This is a genomic window from Prochlorococcus marinus XMU1408 (assembly GCF_003208055.1).
Classification (GTDB): domain Bacteria; phylum Cyanobacteriota; class Cyanobacteriia; order PCC-6307; family Cyanobiaceae; genus Prochlorococcus_B; species Prochlorococcus_B marinus_A.
Map to the genome: position 1 here is coordinate 468462 of NZ_QJUE01000002.1, position 19915 is coordinate 488376.

General features: G+C 35.9%; 23 protein-coding genes. 10 read left to right on the forward strand and 13 right to left on the reverse strand.

Annotated elements, in window-relative coordinates:
* Positions 1-74: 74 nt before the first annotated feature.
* The 5 genes from DNJ73_RS03975 to DNJ73_RS03995 all read left to right on the forward strand — a co-directional run bounded on the left by DNJ73_RS03975 (position 75) and on the right by DNJ73_RS03995 (position 4665).
* Positions 75-1370 (forward strand): glucose-1-phosphate adenylyltransferase, encoded by a 1296-nt coding sequence (locus tag DNJ73_RS03975; protein ID WP_158466410.1) that lies wholly within the window; start codon positions 75-77, stop codon positions 1368-1370.
* A gap of 161 nt (positions 1371-1531) precedes the next feature.
* Positions 1532-2950 (forward strand): NADP-dependent phosphogluconate dehydrogenase, encoded by a 1419-nt coding sequence (gene gndA, locus DNJ73_RS03980; protein WP_158466411.1) that lies wholly within the window; start codon positions 1532-1534, stop codon positions 2948-2950.
* 5 nt (positions 2951-2955) lie between these two features.
* Positions 2956-3672 carry a 6-phosphogluconolactonase gene (gene pgl, locus DNJ73_RS03985; protein WP_158466412.1) on the forward strand — a complete coding sequence of 239 codons (717 nt, stop codon included), beginning with the start codon at positions 2956-2958 and terminating at the stop codon, positions 3670-3672.
* A 35-nt stretch (positions 3673-3707) separates the two neighbouring features.
* Positions 3708-4283 (forward strand): CIA30 family protein, encoded by a 576-nt coding sequence (locus DNJ73_RS03990; protein ID WP_158466413.1) that lies wholly within the window; start codon positions 3708-3710, stop codon positions 4281-4283.
* Positions 4270-4665, forward strand: coding sequence for a coat protein (locus DNJ73_RS03995; RefSeq protein WP_158466414.1), 396 nt, complete (start codon positions 4270-4272; stop codon positions 4663-4665). Before DNJ73_RS03990 ends, DNJ73_RS03995 begins: the two co-directional genes overlap by 14 nt.
* Before the next feature lies 1 nt (position 4666).
* On the opposite strand, the gene ilvD is transcribed toward DNJ73_RS03995, so the two are convergent.
* From ilvD to DNJ73_RS04010, 3 genes are read right to left on the reverse strand one after another with little or no spacing between them, the layout of a single operon-like run.
* Positions 4667-6337, reverse strand: a complete 1671-nt coding sequence (ilvD, locus tag DNJ73_RS04000; RefSeq protein ID WP_158466415.1) for a dihydroxy-acid dehydratase — start codon at positions 6335-6337, stop codon at positions 4667-4669.
* Positions 6338-6368: 31 nt separating this feature from the next.
* Positions 6369-6668, reverse strand: coding sequence for a hypothetical protein (locus DNJ73_RS04005; RefSeq protein WP_158466416.1), 300 nt, complete (start codon positions 6666-6668; stop codon positions 6369-6371).
* 24 nt (positions 6669-6692) lie between these two features.
* Positions 6693-7310 (reverse strand): uracil phosphoribosyltransferase, encoded by a 618-nt coding sequence (locus DNJ73_RS04010; protein WP_158466417.1) that lies wholly within the window; start codon positions 7308-7310, stop codon positions 6693-6695.
* Between the two features lie 71 nt (positions 7311-7381).
* Between DNJ73_RS04010 and DNJ73_RS04015 the strand changes: the two genes are divergently transcribed.
* The 5 genes from DNJ73_RS04015 to purQ all read left to right on the forward strand — a co-directional run bounded on the left by DNJ73_RS04015 (position 7382) and on the right by purQ (position 10341).
* Positions 7382-7894 carry a pentapeptide repeat-containing protein gene (locus tag DNJ73_RS04015; protein ID WP_158466418.1) on the forward strand — a complete coding sequence of 171 codons (513 nt, stop codon included), beginning with the start codon at positions 7382-7384 and terminating at the stop codon, positions 7892-7894.
* 20 nt (positions 7895-7914) lie between these two features.
* Entirely contained in the window at positions 7915-8991 is a 1077-nt protein-coding gene (gene cobW, locus DNJ73_RS04020; protein WP_158466419.1) for a cobalamin biosynthesis protein CobW, read from the forward strand.
* Positions 8992-9133: 142 nt separating this feature from the next.
* Entirely contained in the window at positions 9134-9319 is a 186-nt protein-coding gene (locus DNJ73_RS04025) for a hypothetical protein (RefSeq protein WP_158466420.1), read from the forward strand.
* A 91-nt stretch (positions 9320-9410) separates the two neighbouring features.
* Positions 9411-9683, forward strand: a complete 273-nt coding sequence (gene purS, locus DNJ73_RS04030) for a phosphoribosylformylglycinamidine synthase subunit PurS (RefSeq protein WP_158466421.1) — start codon at positions 9411-9413, stop codon at positions 9681-9683.
* A 4-nt stretch (positions 9684-9687) separates the two neighbouring features.
* Positions 9688-10341, forward strand: coding sequence for a phosphoribosylformylglycinamidine synthase subunit PurQ (gene purQ, locus DNJ73_RS04035; protein ID WP_158466422.1), 654 nt, complete (start codon positions 9688-9690; stop codon positions 10339-10341).
* Between the two features lie 72 nt (positions 10342-10413).
* Here the strand turns inward: purQ and DNJ73_RS04040 are convergent, their stop codons facing one another.
* From DNJ73_RS04040 to DNJ73_RS04085, 10 genes are all read right to left on the reverse strand, one after another.
* Positions 10414-11481: a class I fructose-bisphosphate aldolase gene (locus DNJ73_RS04040; RefSeq protein WP_158466423.1), complete on the reverse strand. Its 1068-nt coding sequence runs from the start codon at positions 11479-11481 to the stop codon at positions 10414-10416.
* A 145-nt stretch (positions 11482-11626) separates the two neighbouring features.
* The gene (locus DNJ73_RS04045) at positions 11627-12727 is read right to left on the reverse strand and encodes a Gfo/Idh/MocA family protein (protein ID WP_158466424.1); all 1101 of its coding nucleotides are present in this window, start codon (positions 12725-12727) and stop codon (positions 11627-11629) included.
* Between the two features lie 21 nt (positions 12728-12748).
* Positions 12749-13153, reverse strand: a complete 405-nt coding sequence (locus DNJ73_RS04050) for a hypothetical protein (RefSeq protein WP_158466425.1) — start codon at positions 13151-13153, stop codon at positions 12749-12751.
* On the reverse strand, positions 13146-14030 hold the full coding sequence (gene accD, locus DNJ73_RS04055; protein ID WP_158466426.1) for an acetyl-CoA carboxylase, carboxyltransferase subunit beta: 885 nt from the start codon (positions 14028-14030) through the stop codon (positions 13146-13148). Before accD ends, DNJ73_RS04050 begins: the two co-directional genes overlap by 8 nt.
* A gap of 518 nt (positions 14031-14548) precedes the next feature.
* Positions 14549-15451 (reverse strand): phosphoribulokinase, encoded by a 903-nt coding sequence (locus DNJ73_RS04060; protein ID WP_158466427.1) that lies wholly within the window; start codon positions 15449-15451, stop codon positions 14549-14551.
* Positions 15452-15539: 88 nt separating this feature from the next.
* Complete coding sequence (gene leuB, locus DNJ73_RS04065; RefSeq protein WP_158466428.1) at positions 15540-16619, reverse strand: 3-isopropylmalate dehydrogenase; 1080 nt, start codon at positions 16617-16619, stop codon at positions 15540-15542.
* Positions 16620-16643: 24 nt separating this feature from the next.
* Entirely contained in the window at positions 16644-17696 is a 1053-nt protein-coding gene (gene lpxD / locus DNJ73_RS04070) for a UDP-3-O-(3-hydroxymyristoyl)glucosamine N-acyltransferase (protein WP_158466429.1), read from the reverse strand.
* Between the two features lie 46 nt (positions 17697-17742).
* Positions 17743-18825 (reverse strand): glutamate 5-kinase, encoded by a 1083-nt coding sequence (gene proB / locus DNJ73_RS04075; protein WP_158466430.1) that lies wholly within the window; start codon positions 18823-18825, stop codon positions 17743-17745.
* Positions 18822-19343: a YqeG family HAD IIIA-type phosphatase gene (locus DNJ73_RS10270; RefSeq protein WP_158466760.1), complete on the reverse strand. Its 522-nt coding sequence runs from the start codon at positions 19341-19343 to the stop codon at positions 18822-18824. Before DNJ73_RS10270 ends, proB begins: the two co-directional genes overlap by 4 nt.
* Positions 19331-19867 (reverse strand): DUF3727 domain-containing protein, encoded by a 537-nt coding sequence (locus tag DNJ73_RS04085; RefSeq protein ID WP_158466431.1) that lies wholly within the window; start codon positions 19865-19867, stop codon positions 19331-19333. The genes DNJ73_RS10270 and DNJ73_RS04085 overlap by 13 nt, the downstream gene beginning before the upstream one ends.
* Positions 19868-19915: the final 48 nt, after the last annotated feature.

Sequence of the window (19915 nt, forward strand, 5' to 3'; positions counted from 1 at the left end):
ATATCACTTTTTTCTGGATTAATGAGCACTCTATCCAGTAAGTTTGCTCCGAATAGTCGATTGATAGTTCCTTCATGAAGAGAGTACTTGCCATCATTCTTGGCGGTGGGAAAGGATCACGCCTATATCCGTTAACGAAAATGAGGGCAAAACCCGCTGTTCCATTAGCGGGTAAATATCGATTAATAGATATTCCCATAAGTAATTGCATAAATTCGGACATCAGTAAAATGTATGTTCTTACGCAATTCAATAGCGCTTCACTTAATAGGCATATTGGGCAAACTTATAATCTGAGCGGTCCTTTTGGACAAGGTTTTGTTGAGGTCTTAGCTGCTCAGCAGACTCCAGAAACACCATCTTGGTTTGAGGGTACTGCTGATGCCGTAAGAAAATATCAATGGCTTTTTCAGGAGTGGGATGTTGATGAATATTTGATTCTCTCTGGAGATCAGCTTTATCGGATGGATTACAGCTTATTTGTTGAACAGCACAGAAAAACCGGAGCAGACTTAACCGTTGCCGCTTTGCCAGTTGATTCAGCTCAAGCTGAAGCATTTGGTTTGATGCGCACAGATGAAGCAGGGAATATTAAGGAATTTCGTGAAAAGCCAACTGGCGATTCTTTGAAAGCAATGGCTGTGGATACTTCTAGGTTTGGCTTGGAAGCAAGTGAGGCTTTAGAAAAACCTTATTTAGCTTCTATGGGTATTTATGTTTTTAGTCGTGCCACTCTCTTTGACTTATTAAATAAATTTCCTTCATATACAGATTTTGGAAAAGAAATCATTCCTGAAGCCTTAGGTAGAGGAGACAAGCTCAAAAGTTATGTGTTTAATGATTACTGGGAGGATATAGGAACTATTGGAGCATTCTTTGAATCAAATTTAGCTTTAACTCAACAACCAACTCCTCCATTTAGTTTTTATGATGAAAAGTTCCCAATTTACACAAGGCCTAGATATCTACCACCTTCAAAAATTGTAGATACGCAAATAACTGATTCAATAGTTTCTGAGGGATCAATACTTAAATCATGCAGCATTCACCATTGTGTTTTGGGAGTTAGGAGTCGGATTGAAAGTGACGTTGTTCTAAATGAAACCCTAGTTATGGGATCTGATTTTTATGAGTCTTATGAAGAGAGAATAGCTCTTAGAAATGGAGGAGGAATCCCCTTAGGTGTAGGACAGGGAACAACTGTTAAAAGAGCAATTCTAGATAAAAACGCTCGAATAGGTGACAACGTAACTATAGTCAACAAAGACAACGTTGAAGAAGCTGATCGAGCAGATCAAGGCTTTTATATTCGTAATGGAATAGTTGTAATCGTCAAAAATGCCACAATTCCTGATGGTACTATTATTTGATTTTTATTTAATGTTCTAAAAATTTAATAAGCCTAGTTTTTACAAGATTTAATTATCAAATATTTTTAGAAAGAATCCTTCATCCCTGACATTGAGCTCTTTAATGCAGCGAAATGATTCCACAGTCGTCACACTAGCTCAAGTATTAATTTATTAACTTAATGACCAAGGCACATTTTGGATTAGTCGGTCTTGGAGTAATGGGAGAAAACCTTGTTCTTAATGCAGAGAGAAATGGTTTTTCTAGTGTGGTCTATAACCGTACTTATCAAAAAACTGAAGATTTTCTTTTAGGTAGAGGATTAAATAAATCAATTCAAGGAGCGAAGGATCTTCAAGAATTTGTATCAAAGTTGGAACGTCCAAGAAGAGTATTGATGATGGTTAAAGCTGGAACGGCAACTGATGCTGTTATCAATCAAATTTCCCCTTTCCTAGAAGAGGGAGATTTGCTTATCGATGGTGGAAATGCTCAATTTATGGATACAGAAAGAAGAGTCAAAGAACTCGAAAGTAAAAGCTTTGGATACATTGGGATGGGTGTATCAGGGGGTGCGAAAGGTGCATTAGAAGGCCCCAGTATGATGCCTGGGGGCACAAAGACTTCATACGAAGCGATAGAGAGTTTATTGAATAAAATGGCAGCTCAGGTAGAAGATGGCCCTTGTGTTACTTATATAGGGCCAGGTGGATCAGGACATTTTGTAAAGACTGTCCACAATGGAATTGAATATGGGATCGAACAAATTTTGGCTGAGGCTTATGACTTAATGAAAAGAATTTGTGGGATGAATGGAGATGAGATGGCATCTGTCATGGGCATTTGGAATAAAACCGAAGAACTTTCGTCCTATCTTGTTGAAATTACAGAAGCTTGCTTACGAGTTAAAGATCCTGAGGATAGTTCTGATCTTGTTGAGAAAATAATGGATAAAGCTGGTCAAAAAGGTACTGGGCTATGGACAGTCGTTAGTGCATTAGAACTTGGAGCGTCTGTTCCCACTATCTATGCTTCTTTAAATGGAAGAGTTATGAGTTCGATGAAAGATCAAAGAAATCATGCAGAAACAATATTGAATGGCAATAAACCCTCTTTTGTTGATTTTGGAAAGCCTTCAGATGGCATGCCTTTGCTAATGGATGCCGTTGTATTAGCTACGATCGCTAGTTATGCACAAGGTATGGATATTTTAAGGCTTGCTTCTGATGAGTATGACTACAATCTTGACATGCCCTCCATTGCTCAAATTTGGAAGGGTGGTTGCATAATAAGGTCTACTCTTTTGAGTCGCATACAAGATGCATTTAAAAATGATCCTAAATTAAGTAATCTAATACTTGATGGTTGGTTTACTAATCAAATTAATAGCCGTCTCTCTGGATTAACCAAGGTAGTTTCTGGTGCTGCAAATGCTGGTATTCCAGTACCTTGCTTCAGTAGTACACTTGACTATTTAAATAGTTTTAGAACTTCTAGACTTCCTCAAAACTTAGTACAGGCAATGAGAGACTGCTTTGGATCTCATACCTATGAGCGTGTAGATAAAGCCGGATCATTTCATACTGAGTGGATTGACTGATATCAATGACAAAATACGTAATTCAAGTTTCAGAAGACAAAAACTCTCTAGCTTTTGCTGCCTCTGATTTGATTGCTCAGATTATTGAGTCGACATTGAGAAATAAAAGTAGAGCTAAAATTGCTCTATGTGGAGGATCTACTCCGAAGGCTGCCTATTCTTTGATAGGTAAGAAAAATCTTAAATGGAGTAACGTTGATTTGTTCCTTGGAGATGAAAGATGGGTTGACAATAAATCCCAAGAAAGTAATTGTTTTTTAATAAATAATTCATTATTTCAAGAAGGTAACCCTTCTCTATCTGCATCTTTTTTTAGTGTTTCAACTGTTGAATTAGCCTCTCCAGAGGAAAGTGCTGAAGATTACGAAACAATTTTGAAAAATAATTTCGATGCGAATCTACCAAGATTTGATTTGATTTTATTGGGCTTGGGAGATGATGGGCATACAGCCTCTCTCTTCCCTGGTTCGGATGCATTATTTGAAAGAGATAGCTTAATAACTGTTGGCGAAGGTAAAGGTCTTAAAAGAATTACTTTTACTAGTAAATTGCTGAGTTCAGCAGATAATGTCATCTTCCTAATCAGTGGAACTGCTAAGCAAACGGCTCTTAGACGTCTACTTGATAAATCAGAATCATGGGAGAGAACTCCTGCAAAATTAGTTGCACCAAGTTCTGAAATTATTGTCTTAGCTGACAAGGATGCTTACCCCTCTTTATAATTTGTTTATCTTATGAACAGAGAATTACTTCTTAATTGATTCCTGATTCACCACCGACAGAAATTTTAGTAACTCCTCTCATTAAAGGCTCAGAATTTTCAGATTGGAAATCTCTGAATGACACCATTATGGGTGGATCAAGTCATGCAAATTGTCGTTCTTCAGATAAAGGTTTATTTCTGGAGGGTAACTTAGTTGAAGAAGGAGGTGGCTTTGTTAGTTGCCGCTCTCCAATTTTTGATAAGCCTTTAGATCTATCAAAATACTCTGGTTTAATTCTTGACGTTGAAGGAGAAGGGAGAACATTAAAATTTGCGATAGCTTGTGAAAAGAAATCTTTATCACTATCAAATCTTTTAAAGGGCGATATTCGCTGGGTTGCATCAATACCTACAAAAAAAAATGGAGTTAGTAGAATCAAGATACCCTTCAATAATTTAGAACCTGCTCGTCGTGCAAAACCTGTTCGACTACCTCTTAGATTTGATCCCACTTGTATCAATAGATTTCAATTGCTTCATTCGAAATTTGGTCAGCCAGGCAAAATGAACACAGGTTTTTTTGAGGGTCCTATAAAAGTCTTAATTAAGTCAATTAGTGCATACTCCTGATTCAAAAGATAACTTGATAGCTGAAGTCGCCAAGGCAGCAGATCTTTGTTTGAAGCCATATGTGCATTCTGTGTTTTTAGAAAATCAATTTGATGATGACAATGATATTGATGACTTGATGTTTAAAATTCAATGCAGAAATATAGATGGAGAAAGAGAAGAATCTATGGATATTGAACTTGAAGTCTATAAAAGTGGAAATGAGGTGAATATGACTATATCTTGGAAATCTTTAATTGATAGGCCAATATTATGGCAAGGGAAGCATGCTATTTGGATGGATAGCTCTTCTGGTGTGCAATGCGAAAAGCCTTCAGATGGAAAACTTTTTGAGTCCCTAGCTAGAAGACTAAGGACTGTTTTTAAATCTTCATTGACCTGACCTATATTTGATCCGTTGTGGCTCCTTGGCTTGATGAACTTACTAGTCTGGAATACTTCCCAAGAATGCCAGTTTTATATCGAGGCTTTGGCTGCTTCCATTTCTTTTTTCTTTTAGCTAGTTCTTCGTCTTCGACATTTAATTGAATTAACAATTTATTAGCGTCAACGGTAATACTGTCTCCTTCTTCTACTAATCCAATTGTTCCTCCGACGGCTGCTTCTGGAGCAACGTGGCCAACCACTAATCCATATGATCCTCCACTAAATCGGCCATCAGTAATTAGTGCAACTTTCTCTCCCAAGCCTTGACCCACAATCGCTGAAGTTGGAGAAAGCATTTCCCTCATCCCTGGTCCCCCTACAGGACCTTCGTATCGAACGACTACTACATCTCCTGCTTTGACTTTATTATCAAGAATGGCGGTTAAGCATTCTTCTTCACTCTCAAACACCCTCGCAGGCCCCGTTAAAACTGGTGTCTTTACACCACTGATTTTTGCGACACTTCCTTCTTTTGCTAAATTCCCTTTGAGAATAGCTAGATGTCCTTTTTTATAAATGGGGCTTGATATTGGTCTTATAACATCTTGATTTTCTTTGGGTTTCGAAGGTATATCACTAAGAACTTCTTTAATTGTTTTCCCTTCAATGGTTTTGCATTCTCCATGGAGCATTCCTGCATCGAGGAGTAATTTCATTACTTGAGGAATCCCACCAGCTTGATGTAAATCTACAGTTACATATTTTCCACTGGGTTTGAGGTCGCAAATCACAGGAACAGTTTGTCTTATTCGCTCGAAGTCATCGATAGTTAAATCAACTCCGGCAGTCCTTGCTATGGCTAGTAGATGAAGGACTGAATTTGTTGAGCCACCAACAGCCATGATGACACTGATTGCATTCTCAAATGCTTCTTTCGTGAGTAAATCTAATGGTCTGATATTGTCCTTGACAGCTTTTACAAGCACCTGAGCACTCTTTGCCGCGCTTTCTGCCTTTTCATCGTCTACGGCAGCCATCGTGGAACTAAATGGCAAACTAAAACCCATGGTTTCGATTGCCGCAGACATGGTATTCGCAGTAAACATCCCCCCACAACTACCTGGCCCAGGAATAGCATTTTTCTCTACTGCTATTAGACGCTCTTCGTCGATTTTCCCGCTTGTTAATTGGCCAACGGCCTCAAATGAACTCACTACGGTTAAATCACAACCGTCTAATTTGCCAGGCTTAATTGTTCCTCCATATACAAAAATTGAAGGAATATTCATTCTTGCCATTGATAACATTGCGCCAGGCATATTTTTATCGCATCCACCAATTGCCAATACACCATCCATGCTTTGAGCATTGCAAGCTGTTTCTATTGCATCTGCAATAACTTCTCTTGAAACCAATGAATATTTCATCCCTTCTGTTCCCATTGATATGCCATCACTAACAGTGATGGTTCCGAAAGTTTGAGGCATTGCACCAGCCTCTTTTAATGCTGCTTCTGCTTTATTAGCAAGATCCATTAATCCCATATTGCATGGGGTTATAGTGCTGTGCCCATTAGCAATTCCAATGATTGGCTTATTAAAATCATTATCATCAAAGCCAACCGCCCTTAGCATTGCTCTGTTTGGTGAGCGTTGAATGCCCTGAGTTATCGCATTTGATCTAAGCATTTGATTTCTATTTAGTTGTTAAAAATTAGAATTAATTGGAAGACCCTAGGTCTTCTAATTGTTTGCGAACATCTGCTATTGCCGAATTAAGTTGTTCAACACGTTGCTCAAGTTGTTCATTACTTTGATTCCCCAGAACATCAGATGCTAATTCAGTTGCCTCAGAACCATCTTGAATTCTTGGGGCATAAAGCATTGCCTTTTGCTTTCTAGTCTCTTGCCTTTTCTCGGCCTCAGAAAGTAACCACCAAGCTAAACCTGCAGCTCCAAGTACAGCACCACTAATTAATGATGCCAAACTTCCTGAATTTGAATCTCGGTATTGGCCCATAACTTTGAATAACTTCGTTAGATGCTAGTCCGATGAGGTGACTCTGGTTTTGATACGTAATGATGGATCACCAATCCCAGGTGATAGTTCACTTTCTGATATTAATTCAGGATCTATACAAGCACAATAAATATTCAAATCTTGAATATTTTCTCCTATTTCTTTTAGCCCTTTATTAGCTGCTAATGCTGTAATTACTCTTATTCTTCTAGAATCAATTTTTTTATCTTTTAAATAATTTAAATCTTTTAAAAGATTTTCACCAGTAGTTATTTGATCTATATAAAAAATAATTCCTGCATTTTCTTCAATTTCTGTTGGTATACCTCCGATACACAAATTTGAGTTAGGGATTAAATTTCTTGCACCTCTATAAAGCTCAAGACCAGCTGGTAAATAAGGAATTGCCAAAATAGGTATATTTGGATCAATAATTGAGCATTCTGTGGTTCCTGATGAAGTAGTGATCTGTTCTTTTTTACTCGGTATCCAATCTCTCAGTGCTTCATAAGTTAGCCAGGTACCAAGTTGTTCAAGGCCTGTTGCATAGAGGATTTCTGGAGTAGTAGTGTTCCTTAAAATAGTTAACCAGTGTGATATGAGTGGATGTGGAGGGACTATTACTCTTAAGCTCATTGTCATGATTCATTCTTGGCCTTATTCGCCATAACGTGAATAATTAAATTACCTGTTAAAAGTCCTTTTAAGATCCAATGAACAAAAAAACTTCTTTCATCTCTCAATTTAAAGCAATTGGTTTGGCAGTTTTAATTATCTTGACTTTGATAGTTCCTGCTCAAAGTGTATTAGCTAAGAGACCTCCTGAGATTCGCAATCAAGAGGAACTCAATATTTCCTCAGATATGTCTAGCCAGGATTTGAGTGGTAATGATTTTGTAAAATTAGATTTAAAGGGAATAAATTTCAGTGAATCTAACCTTACAGGAGCAGTTTTTAATAACAGCAAATTGAATAATGCTGATTTGCATGGTGCTCAACTAAATGATTCATTAGCATATGCTACTGATTTTGAAGGAGCTGATCTAAGGGACGTAGATTTTACTGGTGCATTGTTGATGGAAAGTACTTTCACTAATGCTCTTATTGAAGGAGCCGATTTTACAGATGCGGTAATTAGTCGGATACAGCAAAAAGAACTTTGTTCCATGGCTTCCGGAACAAATTCAAAGACAGAAGAAGATACTAGTTATAGTCTTGGTTGTTGACTTTTTGAACAAAGATAAAGATGAGTGATTCACGTTTACCAGTTACTGTGGTTACTGGATTCTTAGGTTCTGGCAAAACAACACTTTTAAGACATCTTTTAAGTGAAGGACATCAACGTCTAGCTGTAGTTGTTAATGAATTTGGAACAGTAGGTTTAGATGGAGACCTTCTTAAAAATTGTGGATTTTGTTCTGATGATGAAGTAGGTGAGAGAATAGTTGAATTAAATAATGGATGCTTATGTTGCACTGTTCAAGATGACTTTCTTCCTGCTATGGAAGATTTGCTCCTTAGATCAGATCAAATTGATGGAATCATCATTGAAACTAGCGGTCTCGCTTTACCAAAGCCTTTAATTCAAGCTCTTAATTGGCCTGCAATAAGAAGTAAGGTTTTCATTAATGGAGTTGTTACTTTAGTCGATGGATATGCTCTCTCAAATGGAAGCCCAGTGGGGGACTTGAAAAGTATTAAAGAACAAATAACAAATGATAATAGTATTGATCATTTAACTCCAATAAATGAGCTTTTTAGAGACCAATTGATATCTGCTGATCTCGTTCTGATTAGTAGGTTTGATCTGCTTTCTGAAAAAGATTTTTCTGTAGTTAAGAATGAGGTTATAAAGCAAGGAAATTGCATCACTAATATTCTGCCCATATCTAATGGGAAAATTGAACCTTCAGTGATTCTCGGTATTTCTCATGAAAAAAATGATATTTCTCCTATAGATGATGACCATGACCATGACCATGACCATGACCATGACCATGACCATGACCATGACCATGACCATGACCATGACCATGTTGATGTAATTAGTGAGCATTTAAGATTGGAAACCCCTATTAATCAAGATGTTTTAAGAGAGAGGCTTTTGAGCCTTGTCCAGGAATATCAAATTCTTCGAATAAAAGGTAGATGCTGGATTGAAGGGAAAGCTTTGCCACTTCAGATTCAAATAGTTGGATCTCGATTTAATTCATGGTTTGAGATTGCGCATCAAGGTGCTTGGAAACCCTCTAAAGCTGGAATTGATTTAGTTTTTTTGAGTTTGAGACGCGGAGCAAAAGAGGCTTTTGAAGCTTCTTTTTAATTAATCTCTAATTAGGTGGTCAATTTTCCATATTTATATTAAAAATAGGTTGTTTTTTTGTTTTTTTTCGCGATTCTTTATCAGTTAGGAGATAATTCTCTTACATCCATGTGTTGATAGTTTCCAATCGGATTTTTTTGTCGTGAGTCAAGCTGTTTCTACTACCAAGAAAAATAAAGTTCACATTATTGCCAGTGCTTTGAATATGAAGACCTGCAATAAATGTGGTGGTAATGGTTATATGAAGACCAGTCCAAATTGTTATCATACTTGTCTTACATGCCTAGGGAAAGGACTAGTTAGTGTAAAAGTGGAAAATATCAATTAGAAATTTATCAAATATTATCTAGAATAATTTTGTAACCTTTTTCTTGGGTTAACCAAGGAAAAGGAAATAAAAATTCCTTTGATTTTTAAAAGTGTCTTTATTTCAAGCAAGAGTTTTTGTTCATTTAAGACCTTCTGTTTTGGATCCAGCTGGAGAAGCTACTAGGTCAGCCACCAAGAGATTGGGAATAGATGGAGTTACTCAGCTAAGAATTGGTAAATCTATTGAACTTGAGATCGAAGCAAAGAATAAGGATGATGCTCGATCCAAGATTGAGTTGATGAGTGATCGATTGCTTGCTAACCCCGTAATTGAGGATTGGACTTTGGAATTTAAGAACGAACAGAAAGCTCTTAAAAACTAAAAAAATGAAAATTGGAATTATTGTTTTTCCTGGATCGAATTGTGACAGGGATGTCAGGTGGGCTACTGAAGGATGTCTTGGAGTTACTACAAGTTTTCTTTGGCATGAAGCTACTGATTTAAATGGATATGATGCGATTGTTATACCAGGAGGTTTTAGTTATGGAGATTATTTACGTTGTGGAGCAATAGCAAGGTTTGCACCTGTTTTAAATTCTTTAATCTCTTTTGTTAATAAAGGTGGAAAAGTTCTTGGTATTTGTAATGGGTTTCAAATACTTACTGAACTAGGTCTCTTGCAAGGAGCTTTGACGAGAAATAAGAACCTTCATTTTATTTGTGATAAAGCAAATTTGTCTATTGAAAGCACAAAATCTTCTTGGATGAAAAACTATAAAAAATATGATGCTATTTCACTACCTATTGCTCATGGAGAGGGGAGATTTCAATGTAGTTCTGACGTCTTGAAAAAGCTGCAGGATGAAGACTCTGTCGCTCTTAGATACAAAGATAATCCAAATGGATCAATCAATGATATTGCTGGGATCACCAATAAAAATGGAAATGTTTTGGGTATGATGCCACATCCTGAAAGAGCTTGTGATGATGCTTTGGGAAATATTGATGGTAAATCAATTCTTAGTACTCTTCTTTCTTGAATTAATAAATTAATTCATTAAAAAAGCTGCTATCTAAATGAGAGATAGCAGCTTTTTGTTGGTTTTTTTAATTTAGTACTTGTATCCAGCTACAAATAATTGTTCATCAGATGAAGGCTGAGAACCTGCAACATATAATCCTTTTGATGCCTCAGAGTTCGCTTGAGCTCTTGCTATCAATGCCTTTTGTCCATCAGCAGTGTTTGAGCCTTTCCATGCTTTTAGACATGAATGTTGTAGAGCACGACCATATGAGAATGAAACATTCCACTTAGCCTTTCGGTCAATCTTATTCATCAGATTTAAATAAACTGATGCTGCTTCTTCGCTCAATCCACCTGAAAGGAAAGTAATACCAGGAACACTTGCTGGTACACAGCGTTCCATTGTACGGATTGTCATTTCAGCAACTTGCTGAGGATCAGCTTTTGTTGAGCTGTCAGCACCTTGTACTGTCATGGATGGCTTTAGAAGAGTTCCTTCTAGAAGTACGCCGTTTACCTGGCAAGCTAGATAAACTTCTTTAATGACTTCTTCTTGTACTGCTGCTGTCTTTTCAATTGAATGCGAACCATCCATTAGGATTTCTGGTTCAATAATTGGAACCAAGCCAGATTCTTGAACTGATCTGGCGTATCTAGCTAAACCCCAAGCATTTTCTCTTATAGAAAGTTTAGAAGGGCAACCATCATCTGTTATTTGAAGCACTGCTCTCCACTTAGCAAATCTTGCACCTTGCTCGTAGTAATCAGCAGCTCTTTCAACAAGGCCATCTAAACCTGAACAAAAAGTTTCTACATCATGTCCACCAGCTAATGGTCTTAGACCTTTATCAACCTTGATTCCTGGAATAATTCCTAGCTTCTCAAGCTTTTTAACCATTGGCTCACCATCTGGGTGGTTCTGGAAAAGCGTTTCTTCAAAAAGAATTGCTCCACTTATGAAGTTTCCAAGACCTTCTGTGGTGAAAAGCATACCTCTATAAGCTTTTCTGTTGTCCTCAGTGTTCTCAACACCTATTGATGCAAGTCTTTTACCTACTGTTTTCGTTGATTCATCAACAGCAAGAATCCCTTTGCCTGGCTGGGCTATGGCACTTGCTGTCTTCTTAAGTTCTTCTGCGTAGTACGAGAGTGCCATTTATGCAACAAAAATTTCCTTAAGATTATTCCATATCAACGGCCCCTTTTGTGGCTTATTACACCTAATAAGTTTTTTTTTTTTTTTTTTTTGGAACTACTTTCTGAAAATTGTGGAGTTTTAATTCGAAATTTATTGAATTTCTTTAATCAATTTCAATCTTTATTCCATTTAAATTTGATTCTTTTACTTTATCGCAAACCTTTTGGCTGGCTAATCCCTCCACTAATCCAGGGATGACAGGAGTTCCATCTTTTATGCTTTGAGCCCACCAATTTTGGATTCTTGCTACTGGGGCTATTCGTCCATCTGTCCAAATCTTTGAGAAAGCTAGGTCTGAATCTGGTTGAATATTTTTAAGAACTTCACCTTTATGAGAGAACCATAGCCCGAATCCGTGGACATAATCCTTTTGATTATCGCTACTTAGAATTAATGTTCCATTTTTGCCATAAATTTCAAGATTAAATCCTTTGCTTTGTTTCGTAACAGCAGAAAGATTTATTTGGCATGGAATTAAGTTGTTGTGGATACTTTTTATTTGTAGTTGAGAAATACTTACATCTTCACTTGTTACTCTTTTAGTTGTTTTTGATAGTGGGCAAAATCTTTCTTTGATTGAAGTTGAATTTATTGAGCTTAGAGAATAAGTAGGTCCAATGAGCCAATGGATCATGTCAAAAGCGTGCGTCCCTAATGCTCCTAAAACACCTCCACCAGAGTTCTCATCTGAATACCAATTCCATGGCCTATCGGGATTAGCTCTGCTACTCATTAGCCAATCAAGTTTGAGAAAATATGGTTCTTCAAGTTTTTTTTCATCAATTATTCGCTTTGCTTGCATGAATAAGGGAACAGCTCGATATTCGTAATCGACCGCTATTTGTAAATTTTTTTTGAGAGCGTTTCTTTGAAGCTCCATTACCTCATAAGCATTTAAGCAAGTTGGTTTCTCCAATAAAAGATGTTTGCCTGCTTGAATGGCTTGTATTGCTAGCTCGAATCTCGGAGCTGGTGGGGTAGCTATAATTATTCCTTCAATTTTGGGATCATTTACTAGACCATTCCAGGTTTCATAAGCACAAAGATTATGCTTTTTGCAGGCTTCCTCAAGCCTATCTTGCCTAGGATGCCACAAACCTACGAGCTCAATATTCTCATTAGATAATGATGCAGGAATGTGAACACTTTCCCCGAAACCTAATCCTGCAATTGCTATTCGTATCCGTTTGTACTTATTAATCATCTTTTTTAAAAATCAGTGAGGTCAAACATTTTTGCAGTTATATAAAATTACATCATTAATTAGTTTATCCCCACCTGGGGCTTTCCATTTTGCGCTTAAATTAATTGTTCCATTAACTGAAATATCTTTAAATTTATTAGTTAAACAATTGATTCTCATTATGTAAATGTTCTCATCAATTTCATTTGAAGTGTTAGCGTCAATTTTTAAATATTTCGTTGTTATTTCTATCACTCCTTTATCTTTCTTGCTTACACTATCTTTATCTAAATATTGAATTCCATTAGGCGTTTTAGTGATTTCAATCCAATTATTATTAGCGGCATAGACCTCACTTGAAATAGTTAGAAAAAATGTTAAAGTTAATATAAATAAATTTAACGAAAAATTAAATATCTTTTTAGTATTTTGATTTATTTTAAGCATTAGATTTTACCTTTATATCTTGTGATTTGTGAAGTCGTAATAGTTTTGCCAAAGTTTCTTTAAGCTGCGTTCTCGGTACAATAGTATCTACAAAACCGTGATCTTGAAGATATTCTGCTGTTTGGAAATTATCAGGTAATTTTTCTCTCAGTGTTTGCTCAATTACTCTTCTTCCTGCAAATCCAATTAGTGCTTTAGGTTCTGCAAGAATTAAATCACCAAGCATGGCAAAACTAGCTGTTACGCCTCCAGTAGTGGGGTGGGTAAGTAAAGGCATATAAAGTAATTCAGCATCTCTGTGACGTTCTAGTGCACCAGATATCTTTGCCATTTGCATCAGGCTTAACATCCCTTCTTGCATTCGCGCACCACCAGATGCACAGACAATTAACAATGGTAATTTTGCTTCTGTTGAGTATTCAATAAGCCTTGTAATCTTTTCTCCTACGACAGATCCCATTGAGCCACCCATGAACCTAAAATCCATTACGGCTAATGCCATTGGAATAGATTCCACCTCGCATGTACCTGTTATTACTCCATCTTTAAGTCCAGTACTTGCTTGACTTTCCCTCAGCCTGTCTGCGTAGGCTCTTCTGTCTTTAAAGCCAAGGGGATCAACTGGAGTTAAATGATTATTTATTGATTTAAATGTATTTGGGTCAGTAATTAGTCTTATTCTTTCGTTGCTATCTATCCGATTGTGGTGCCCACAGTTACTACAAACACTACAGTTATCTATTAAGTCTTTTCTATAAACGACTTGTCCACATTCTGGACATTTTTCCCAAAGGCCATCACTTTCTTCAGATTCCTGAGTGACTTTGCCAACAAATTGGCCTTTCCTTCTATCAGCAAACCAGTCGAATAATGACACAGCTTTTTAGTGATTGATATTAATTTAATACCTTGAGTGCCTTTAAGGTATTAGAACTTTTAAATCTTATCTGAAATAAAATAACCAAATATTCCAATTGATATGAATGTTCAATCAAATACTTAATAAATGATTTAAATATTTTAGTGATTTAAATTTAACCTTACTTCAATACTTTGCATTATTTTGGTTAACATATATGCTCTATATCACTATTTTTTCATAATTTTAACCAAAAAATTTTATTTTAATGCATAATTATTAAAGATAAGTAGTATCTAAAAAGAATTAATTATGATTTCTTTGAACTTTTTAGCTTTATCTTTAAGTTGATCTGAGGATTATAATTAAAAAATATTATATATCATGTGATATTTATAATTTCTTTTTGCTTTGGTAGTATAGAATTTAAACTTTTTTTTGAGAAAAAGGTATTTAATTGATAAATATAAAAATTAAATAATTAATATCTTTTTATTTATCTTATTAATAATTAGCCTAACTTTTAATTATTATATTTAGCCTGCCGCTTTTTTCTCCTCTATCATCTTATGAATAATTGGTGTTAGGATTAGTTCCATAGCAAATCCCATCTTCCCTCCATTTACAACAATACTTGTAGGACTTGACATGAATGAATCATGGATCATTCCTAATAAATACTGGAAATCTATACCCCATTTTTCTCTTGAACCTTTTCTAAAATGAATAATCACAAAACTTTCATCAGGCGTTGGAATATTTCTGCAAATAAATGGGTTTGAGGTGTCAATTGTTGGTACTCTCTGGAAATTAATATCTGTTCGGCTGAATTGGGGACATATGTGATTAATGTAATCAGGCATTCTTCTTAAAATTGTATCTACGATTGTTTCTGCTGAATATCCTCTCTCTGCGTTGTCTCGATGTATTTTTTGTATCCATTCAAGATTGGTAATTGGTACTACACCAACAAGTAAATCAGCAAAAGAAGCAACATCATAATCTTTTCCTACTACTCCACCGTGAAGTCCCTCATAAAATAAAAGGTCTGTTCCTGTTGGTATCTCTTCCCACGGAGTAAATTGACCTGGATCTAATTTTGTTCCTAGTCGAGTATTGTGTTCCTCTGCTTCTTCAGTGCTATGTAAATAGTATCTTTTCTGACCTCCGCCCGTTTTTCCATATTGACTAAATAACTCTTCTAATTTATCGAATAAATTTGCTTCTGGTCCAAAATGAGAAAAGTTCTCACCTCTTGAGAGTGCTTCGGACATCGCCTTCTTCATGGGCATTCTCTCAAATCGGTGGTAACTATCACCTTCAACTACTGCTGGGACAATATTTTCACGAGCAAATATATGCTCGAATGCTCTTTTAACGGTGCTAGTTCCTGCTCCGGATGAACCTGTTACAGCTACTACTGGGTGAAGCTTTGACATCGACGCTTATGTATTGAATATTTATTTTTACAGGTCGACAGACCATCAAAGGGAAAGTATTCAAAGAGTTTTTTAATTTGTGAACTTATTATTTCAATTTTTCGACTAAAAGTTCCCCCATTTGTTTGCAACCAACTTGTTTTCCTTTTCCACTGCTCATCAAGTCAGGAGTTCTATACCCTTCAGTTAAAAGTTCGTTAATTGCATTTTCTAAAAAATTTCCAGCATCAATCTCATTAAAAGCAATTTTTAACATCATTGCAGCCGATAAAATCATCGCTATTGGATTAGCTATATCTTTTCCTGCTATATCAGGAGCGGAACCATGAACAGGTTCGAAGACACCAGGCCCATCTTTTGTTAATGATGCAGAAGGAAGCATTCCAATTGATCCTGTTAGCATGGCTGCGATGTCGCTAAGAATATCTCCAAATAAATTACTTGTAAGTATCACATCAAATTGACTTGGGTTCCTAACAAGTTGCATCGCTGCATTATCTACATATTGATGAGTTAGATCTATTCCTTTGAAATTATTAGATACCAATATTGTTTCCTCTCTCCATAACTGACTTACATCTAGAACATTTGCTTTATCAACTGAGCATACTTTTTGATTTCTTTGTTGTGCCAATTTAAAAGCAATCTCTGCTATTCGTTTAACTTCTTCAGAAGTGTATGTCATCGTATTAAAAGCCCTTACTCCACTTTCTGTTTTTATTCTTCCTTTTGGTTCTCCAAAGTAAATACCGCTAGTGAGCTCTCTAACTACAACTAAATCAACTTTGTTAACATATTCCTCTTTCAAGCTGCTTGCTTTTGTTAAAGATGGAATTATTTTTACAGGTCTAATATTTGCAAAAAGGTCTAGAGAAGATCTTAACTTTAACAAACCTGTTTCAGGCCTTTTTTCTCTAGGTAATTGGTCATATTTGGGGTCACCTATAGCGGCTAGTAAAACAGCATCGGAGTTCTTACATTCTTGAAGAGTTTTATTGGGGAAAGGGATACCATCTGATTCAATAGCTGATCCACCAAAAGGCATTTCTTTGAAGTTGAGTTTAAAATCAAATTTATTTGAGATTAGATCAAGGATATTGTGAGTGACATTTGTTATTTCCGGCCCGATTCCATCACCTGGTAATAATGTTATTTTGTAAGACTTCATGTGTTCTTATAAATCAAGGGGAAATTACCTGGGGTTTCTTCGATTTAATTCACGAATAGCTTTAGCAATCTCAGGTAGTTTTTTGAAATTAGCAGAGCATCTCAACCAAAGTTTATTTGGAATTGCAGGGAAGCCGCTGACAACCTTATCTGCATCGATATTTGATATGATTCCAGATTTTGAACTTGCTATTACTCTGTCCCCAACTTTAACTTTATTACTTACTCCTACTTGTCCAGCTAAAATAACTGAATTACCAATATGTGCTCCTCCAGCTATACCTACTTGAGCAGCCATCGCACAACCTTTGCCGGTAGTTACTCCATGACCAATTTGAACGAGGTTATCTATCTTTGTGTCCTCTCCAATTACGGTGTCTCCGACTGAAGGCCTATCAACAGTTGAGCCGCTACCAATTTCAACTTTGTTTCCTAAAATAACTTTTCCTACTTGAGGCATTTTTTTCCATCCGTTTTTGGTAGGTACGAAACCAAAACCTTCACCACCAATAACAGCATTAGCATTAATTACACATTCATCTCCTAGTTTTGAGCCAGAGTGAATAACACTATTTGCGTGAATAATATTTTTGGCACCAATAATTACTTTTTTATACACAACAACTCCTGCATGAACAATGGTTTCTTTTCCAATTTCTGTATTATCTCCAATATAAACATTTGCTCCGATTGAAACTCCTGGACCAATTTTTACATTTTCACCTATTACCGCACTCTTGTGGATACCTTCTTTCTCTATCTCAGACGGGTAAAGAAAATTTAGTGTCTCGGCAAATGCAATCTTGGGATCTTTTAGTATCACCCAATCGATTGAGATGTTTTTTGTTATTTCACTAATATAACTTTCATCCGCTGGCAAAAGGAGAGCAGATGCATTTGACTTTTTGATGAGATCTCTAAGATTTAAAGGACTGTTTTTATCTAGAAAACTTATATCATTTTCTTTTGCATTTTCTAAAGACGCCGCAGCTAAAATAACGGGATTATTTTTTATTTTAGAGTCAACGACTCCTGATTGACCTTGCTTAAGTTTTTCGACAATTTCATTGAATTGCATGATTGAGATCTAATTGTGAAAGTGAAAATTACTATTGTTGAAAGATCTATTCACTGGTGAGGACCAGAACATCTCTATGAATAACGAGCGGAGATCCTGTTGTTGTATCGTGTGAATTAATCCCTATTTTTATAGCATCACTACTCATTGAGCAAATTCCTTTTGCAATTTCTGCTCCTTCGGTATTAATAACTTTTACAGGTTGATTTGAAATGAAATTCCCTCTAACTTTCTTTACGCCAACTAATAGTAGTGATGCACCTTTGTTTTTAATAGCTTCACTAGCTCCTTCATCTAAGTAGATTTCTCCAACTGGCTTAATTGCATGCGATAGCCAACTCTTTCTATTCCCTATGGGTTTAGGATGAGGGTGGAAAACTGTTCCTATCCTTTTGCCATCCAGTAATTCTCCTAAAGTTTCAGGATTTCTACCATCGGCTAATTGAACTTTTATTCCACTTTCAGTGGCTATCTTTGCAGCAGTTAATTTTGTTTTTATTCCACCAGTCCCCCAAGTAGTTTGTTGATCAACTAATTCTAAATTATTTAATTCAGTTGAATTATTTATATCTTTGATTGGTTTAGCCTTACTGTTGGTTTTAGGATCAGAGGAGTAAAGATGATCTATATCTGTAAGTAATATTAGTTGATCAGCAGATATAGCTGTTGCAACCAATGCAGACAAAGTATCATTATCTCCATATTTTAGTTCTTCATCTGAAGTAATATCATTTTCGTTTACTATTGGAATAACATCCCATTCAATTAACCTTTTTAATGTTTGAGAAGCAGATTTATAGCTATTTCTAGAACCCAGTTCTGAACTAGTTAATAATATTTGTGCAACATTATATCCAAATTTACTCATTGCCTTTTCATATAAAGCCATTAAATGTAGTTGACCTATAGCTGCAGATGCTTGAAGAGAAATAATTTCTTTTGGCCTTATCTTGAAGTTCATTTTGTGACATCCAAGTCCCACAGCTCCACTAGAAACCAATATAATTTTATCTCCTTTTTTTTGAGCTCTAGAAATGTATGAACAATAACTTTTAATGATGTCGAAAGTTGTATATTCATTGGTCCCTCTCAAAAGGCTTGTGCCAATCTTGATTACCCACGTTGTCATAAAAATTCTCCAGTTATAATTTTCGCTAGATACCTTTCTATGAATTGAAAGTTATTTCTTTCAATTTTTTTTCCATAATAATCTACTGAATCTACAAGTATTGTATACATTCCTAATCTATTGCCTACAAGAATATCCGTAAAAACTCTATCTCCAATTATTGCAATTTGATTAGATGAATAAGAAATAGAACTTAAGACCTTCTTTAATTTCCTTGTGCTTGGCTTCCCACCTGAGTATGTAAAATCTAAATTTAATTGATCAGCAATTTTTTTGATTCGGTTTCTAGATGGGTTGTTGCTGAATAGATAGATGAAAAAGTGCTCATTAGAGTTTTGAATCCAATTTTTAATATCGTTTGCAAGTACTGGATTATTCCCAGATATTAATGTGCCATCAACATCAAGTATTAACGCTTTTATATCTTTCGATAATAAGTGATTTATTGAGATCTCTGAAATTTTATCGTTTACTTTCCAATTGGGATTAAGTAATTCTTTGATATTTATTCTGATAATCCCCTCTCCTCAAGTTCAGCTTCAATGCCTGATTGAATCCTGTCAAACTCTTCGCCTTCAACTAGTCTTACTTCACCATTCTCTAGCTTTCCAACTATGAAGAAAGGATCAAGTGGGATGTATAAACCATACTCATTATTGTCTACTCTGAAATTTACCAGAAGTTCGTAAGTTTCGGACTCATCATCAATCTCCTCTTCTTCAATTTCTTCAGGCTCGGGCTCATCTAGTTCACCTGAGACTGTAAGGGTAATAGCTGAACGTACAAGTCTAAGATCATGCTCTTGAAGAACAACATCAGCTACTTCGAGTATTGGTTCATTCTTTTCAATCGTTTCTATTAGCTTGGGATCCTGATCATCAATTAATTGAAATAGAGATACGGGAGTGTCTACAGGTGTTAAAAGAGCGTATTCATTATTTTCTAAAGGCACAACTTGTTCAAGAAAACATAGGAGATCTGAACCTTGAGAATCTTTAACTAAAAGTGTAGGTACTTCGTCGTTTTTATTAGTTGTTGACATAGGTGAATTTTTATTAATCAGTATCTGGTTTATTTTTGATTATGTATG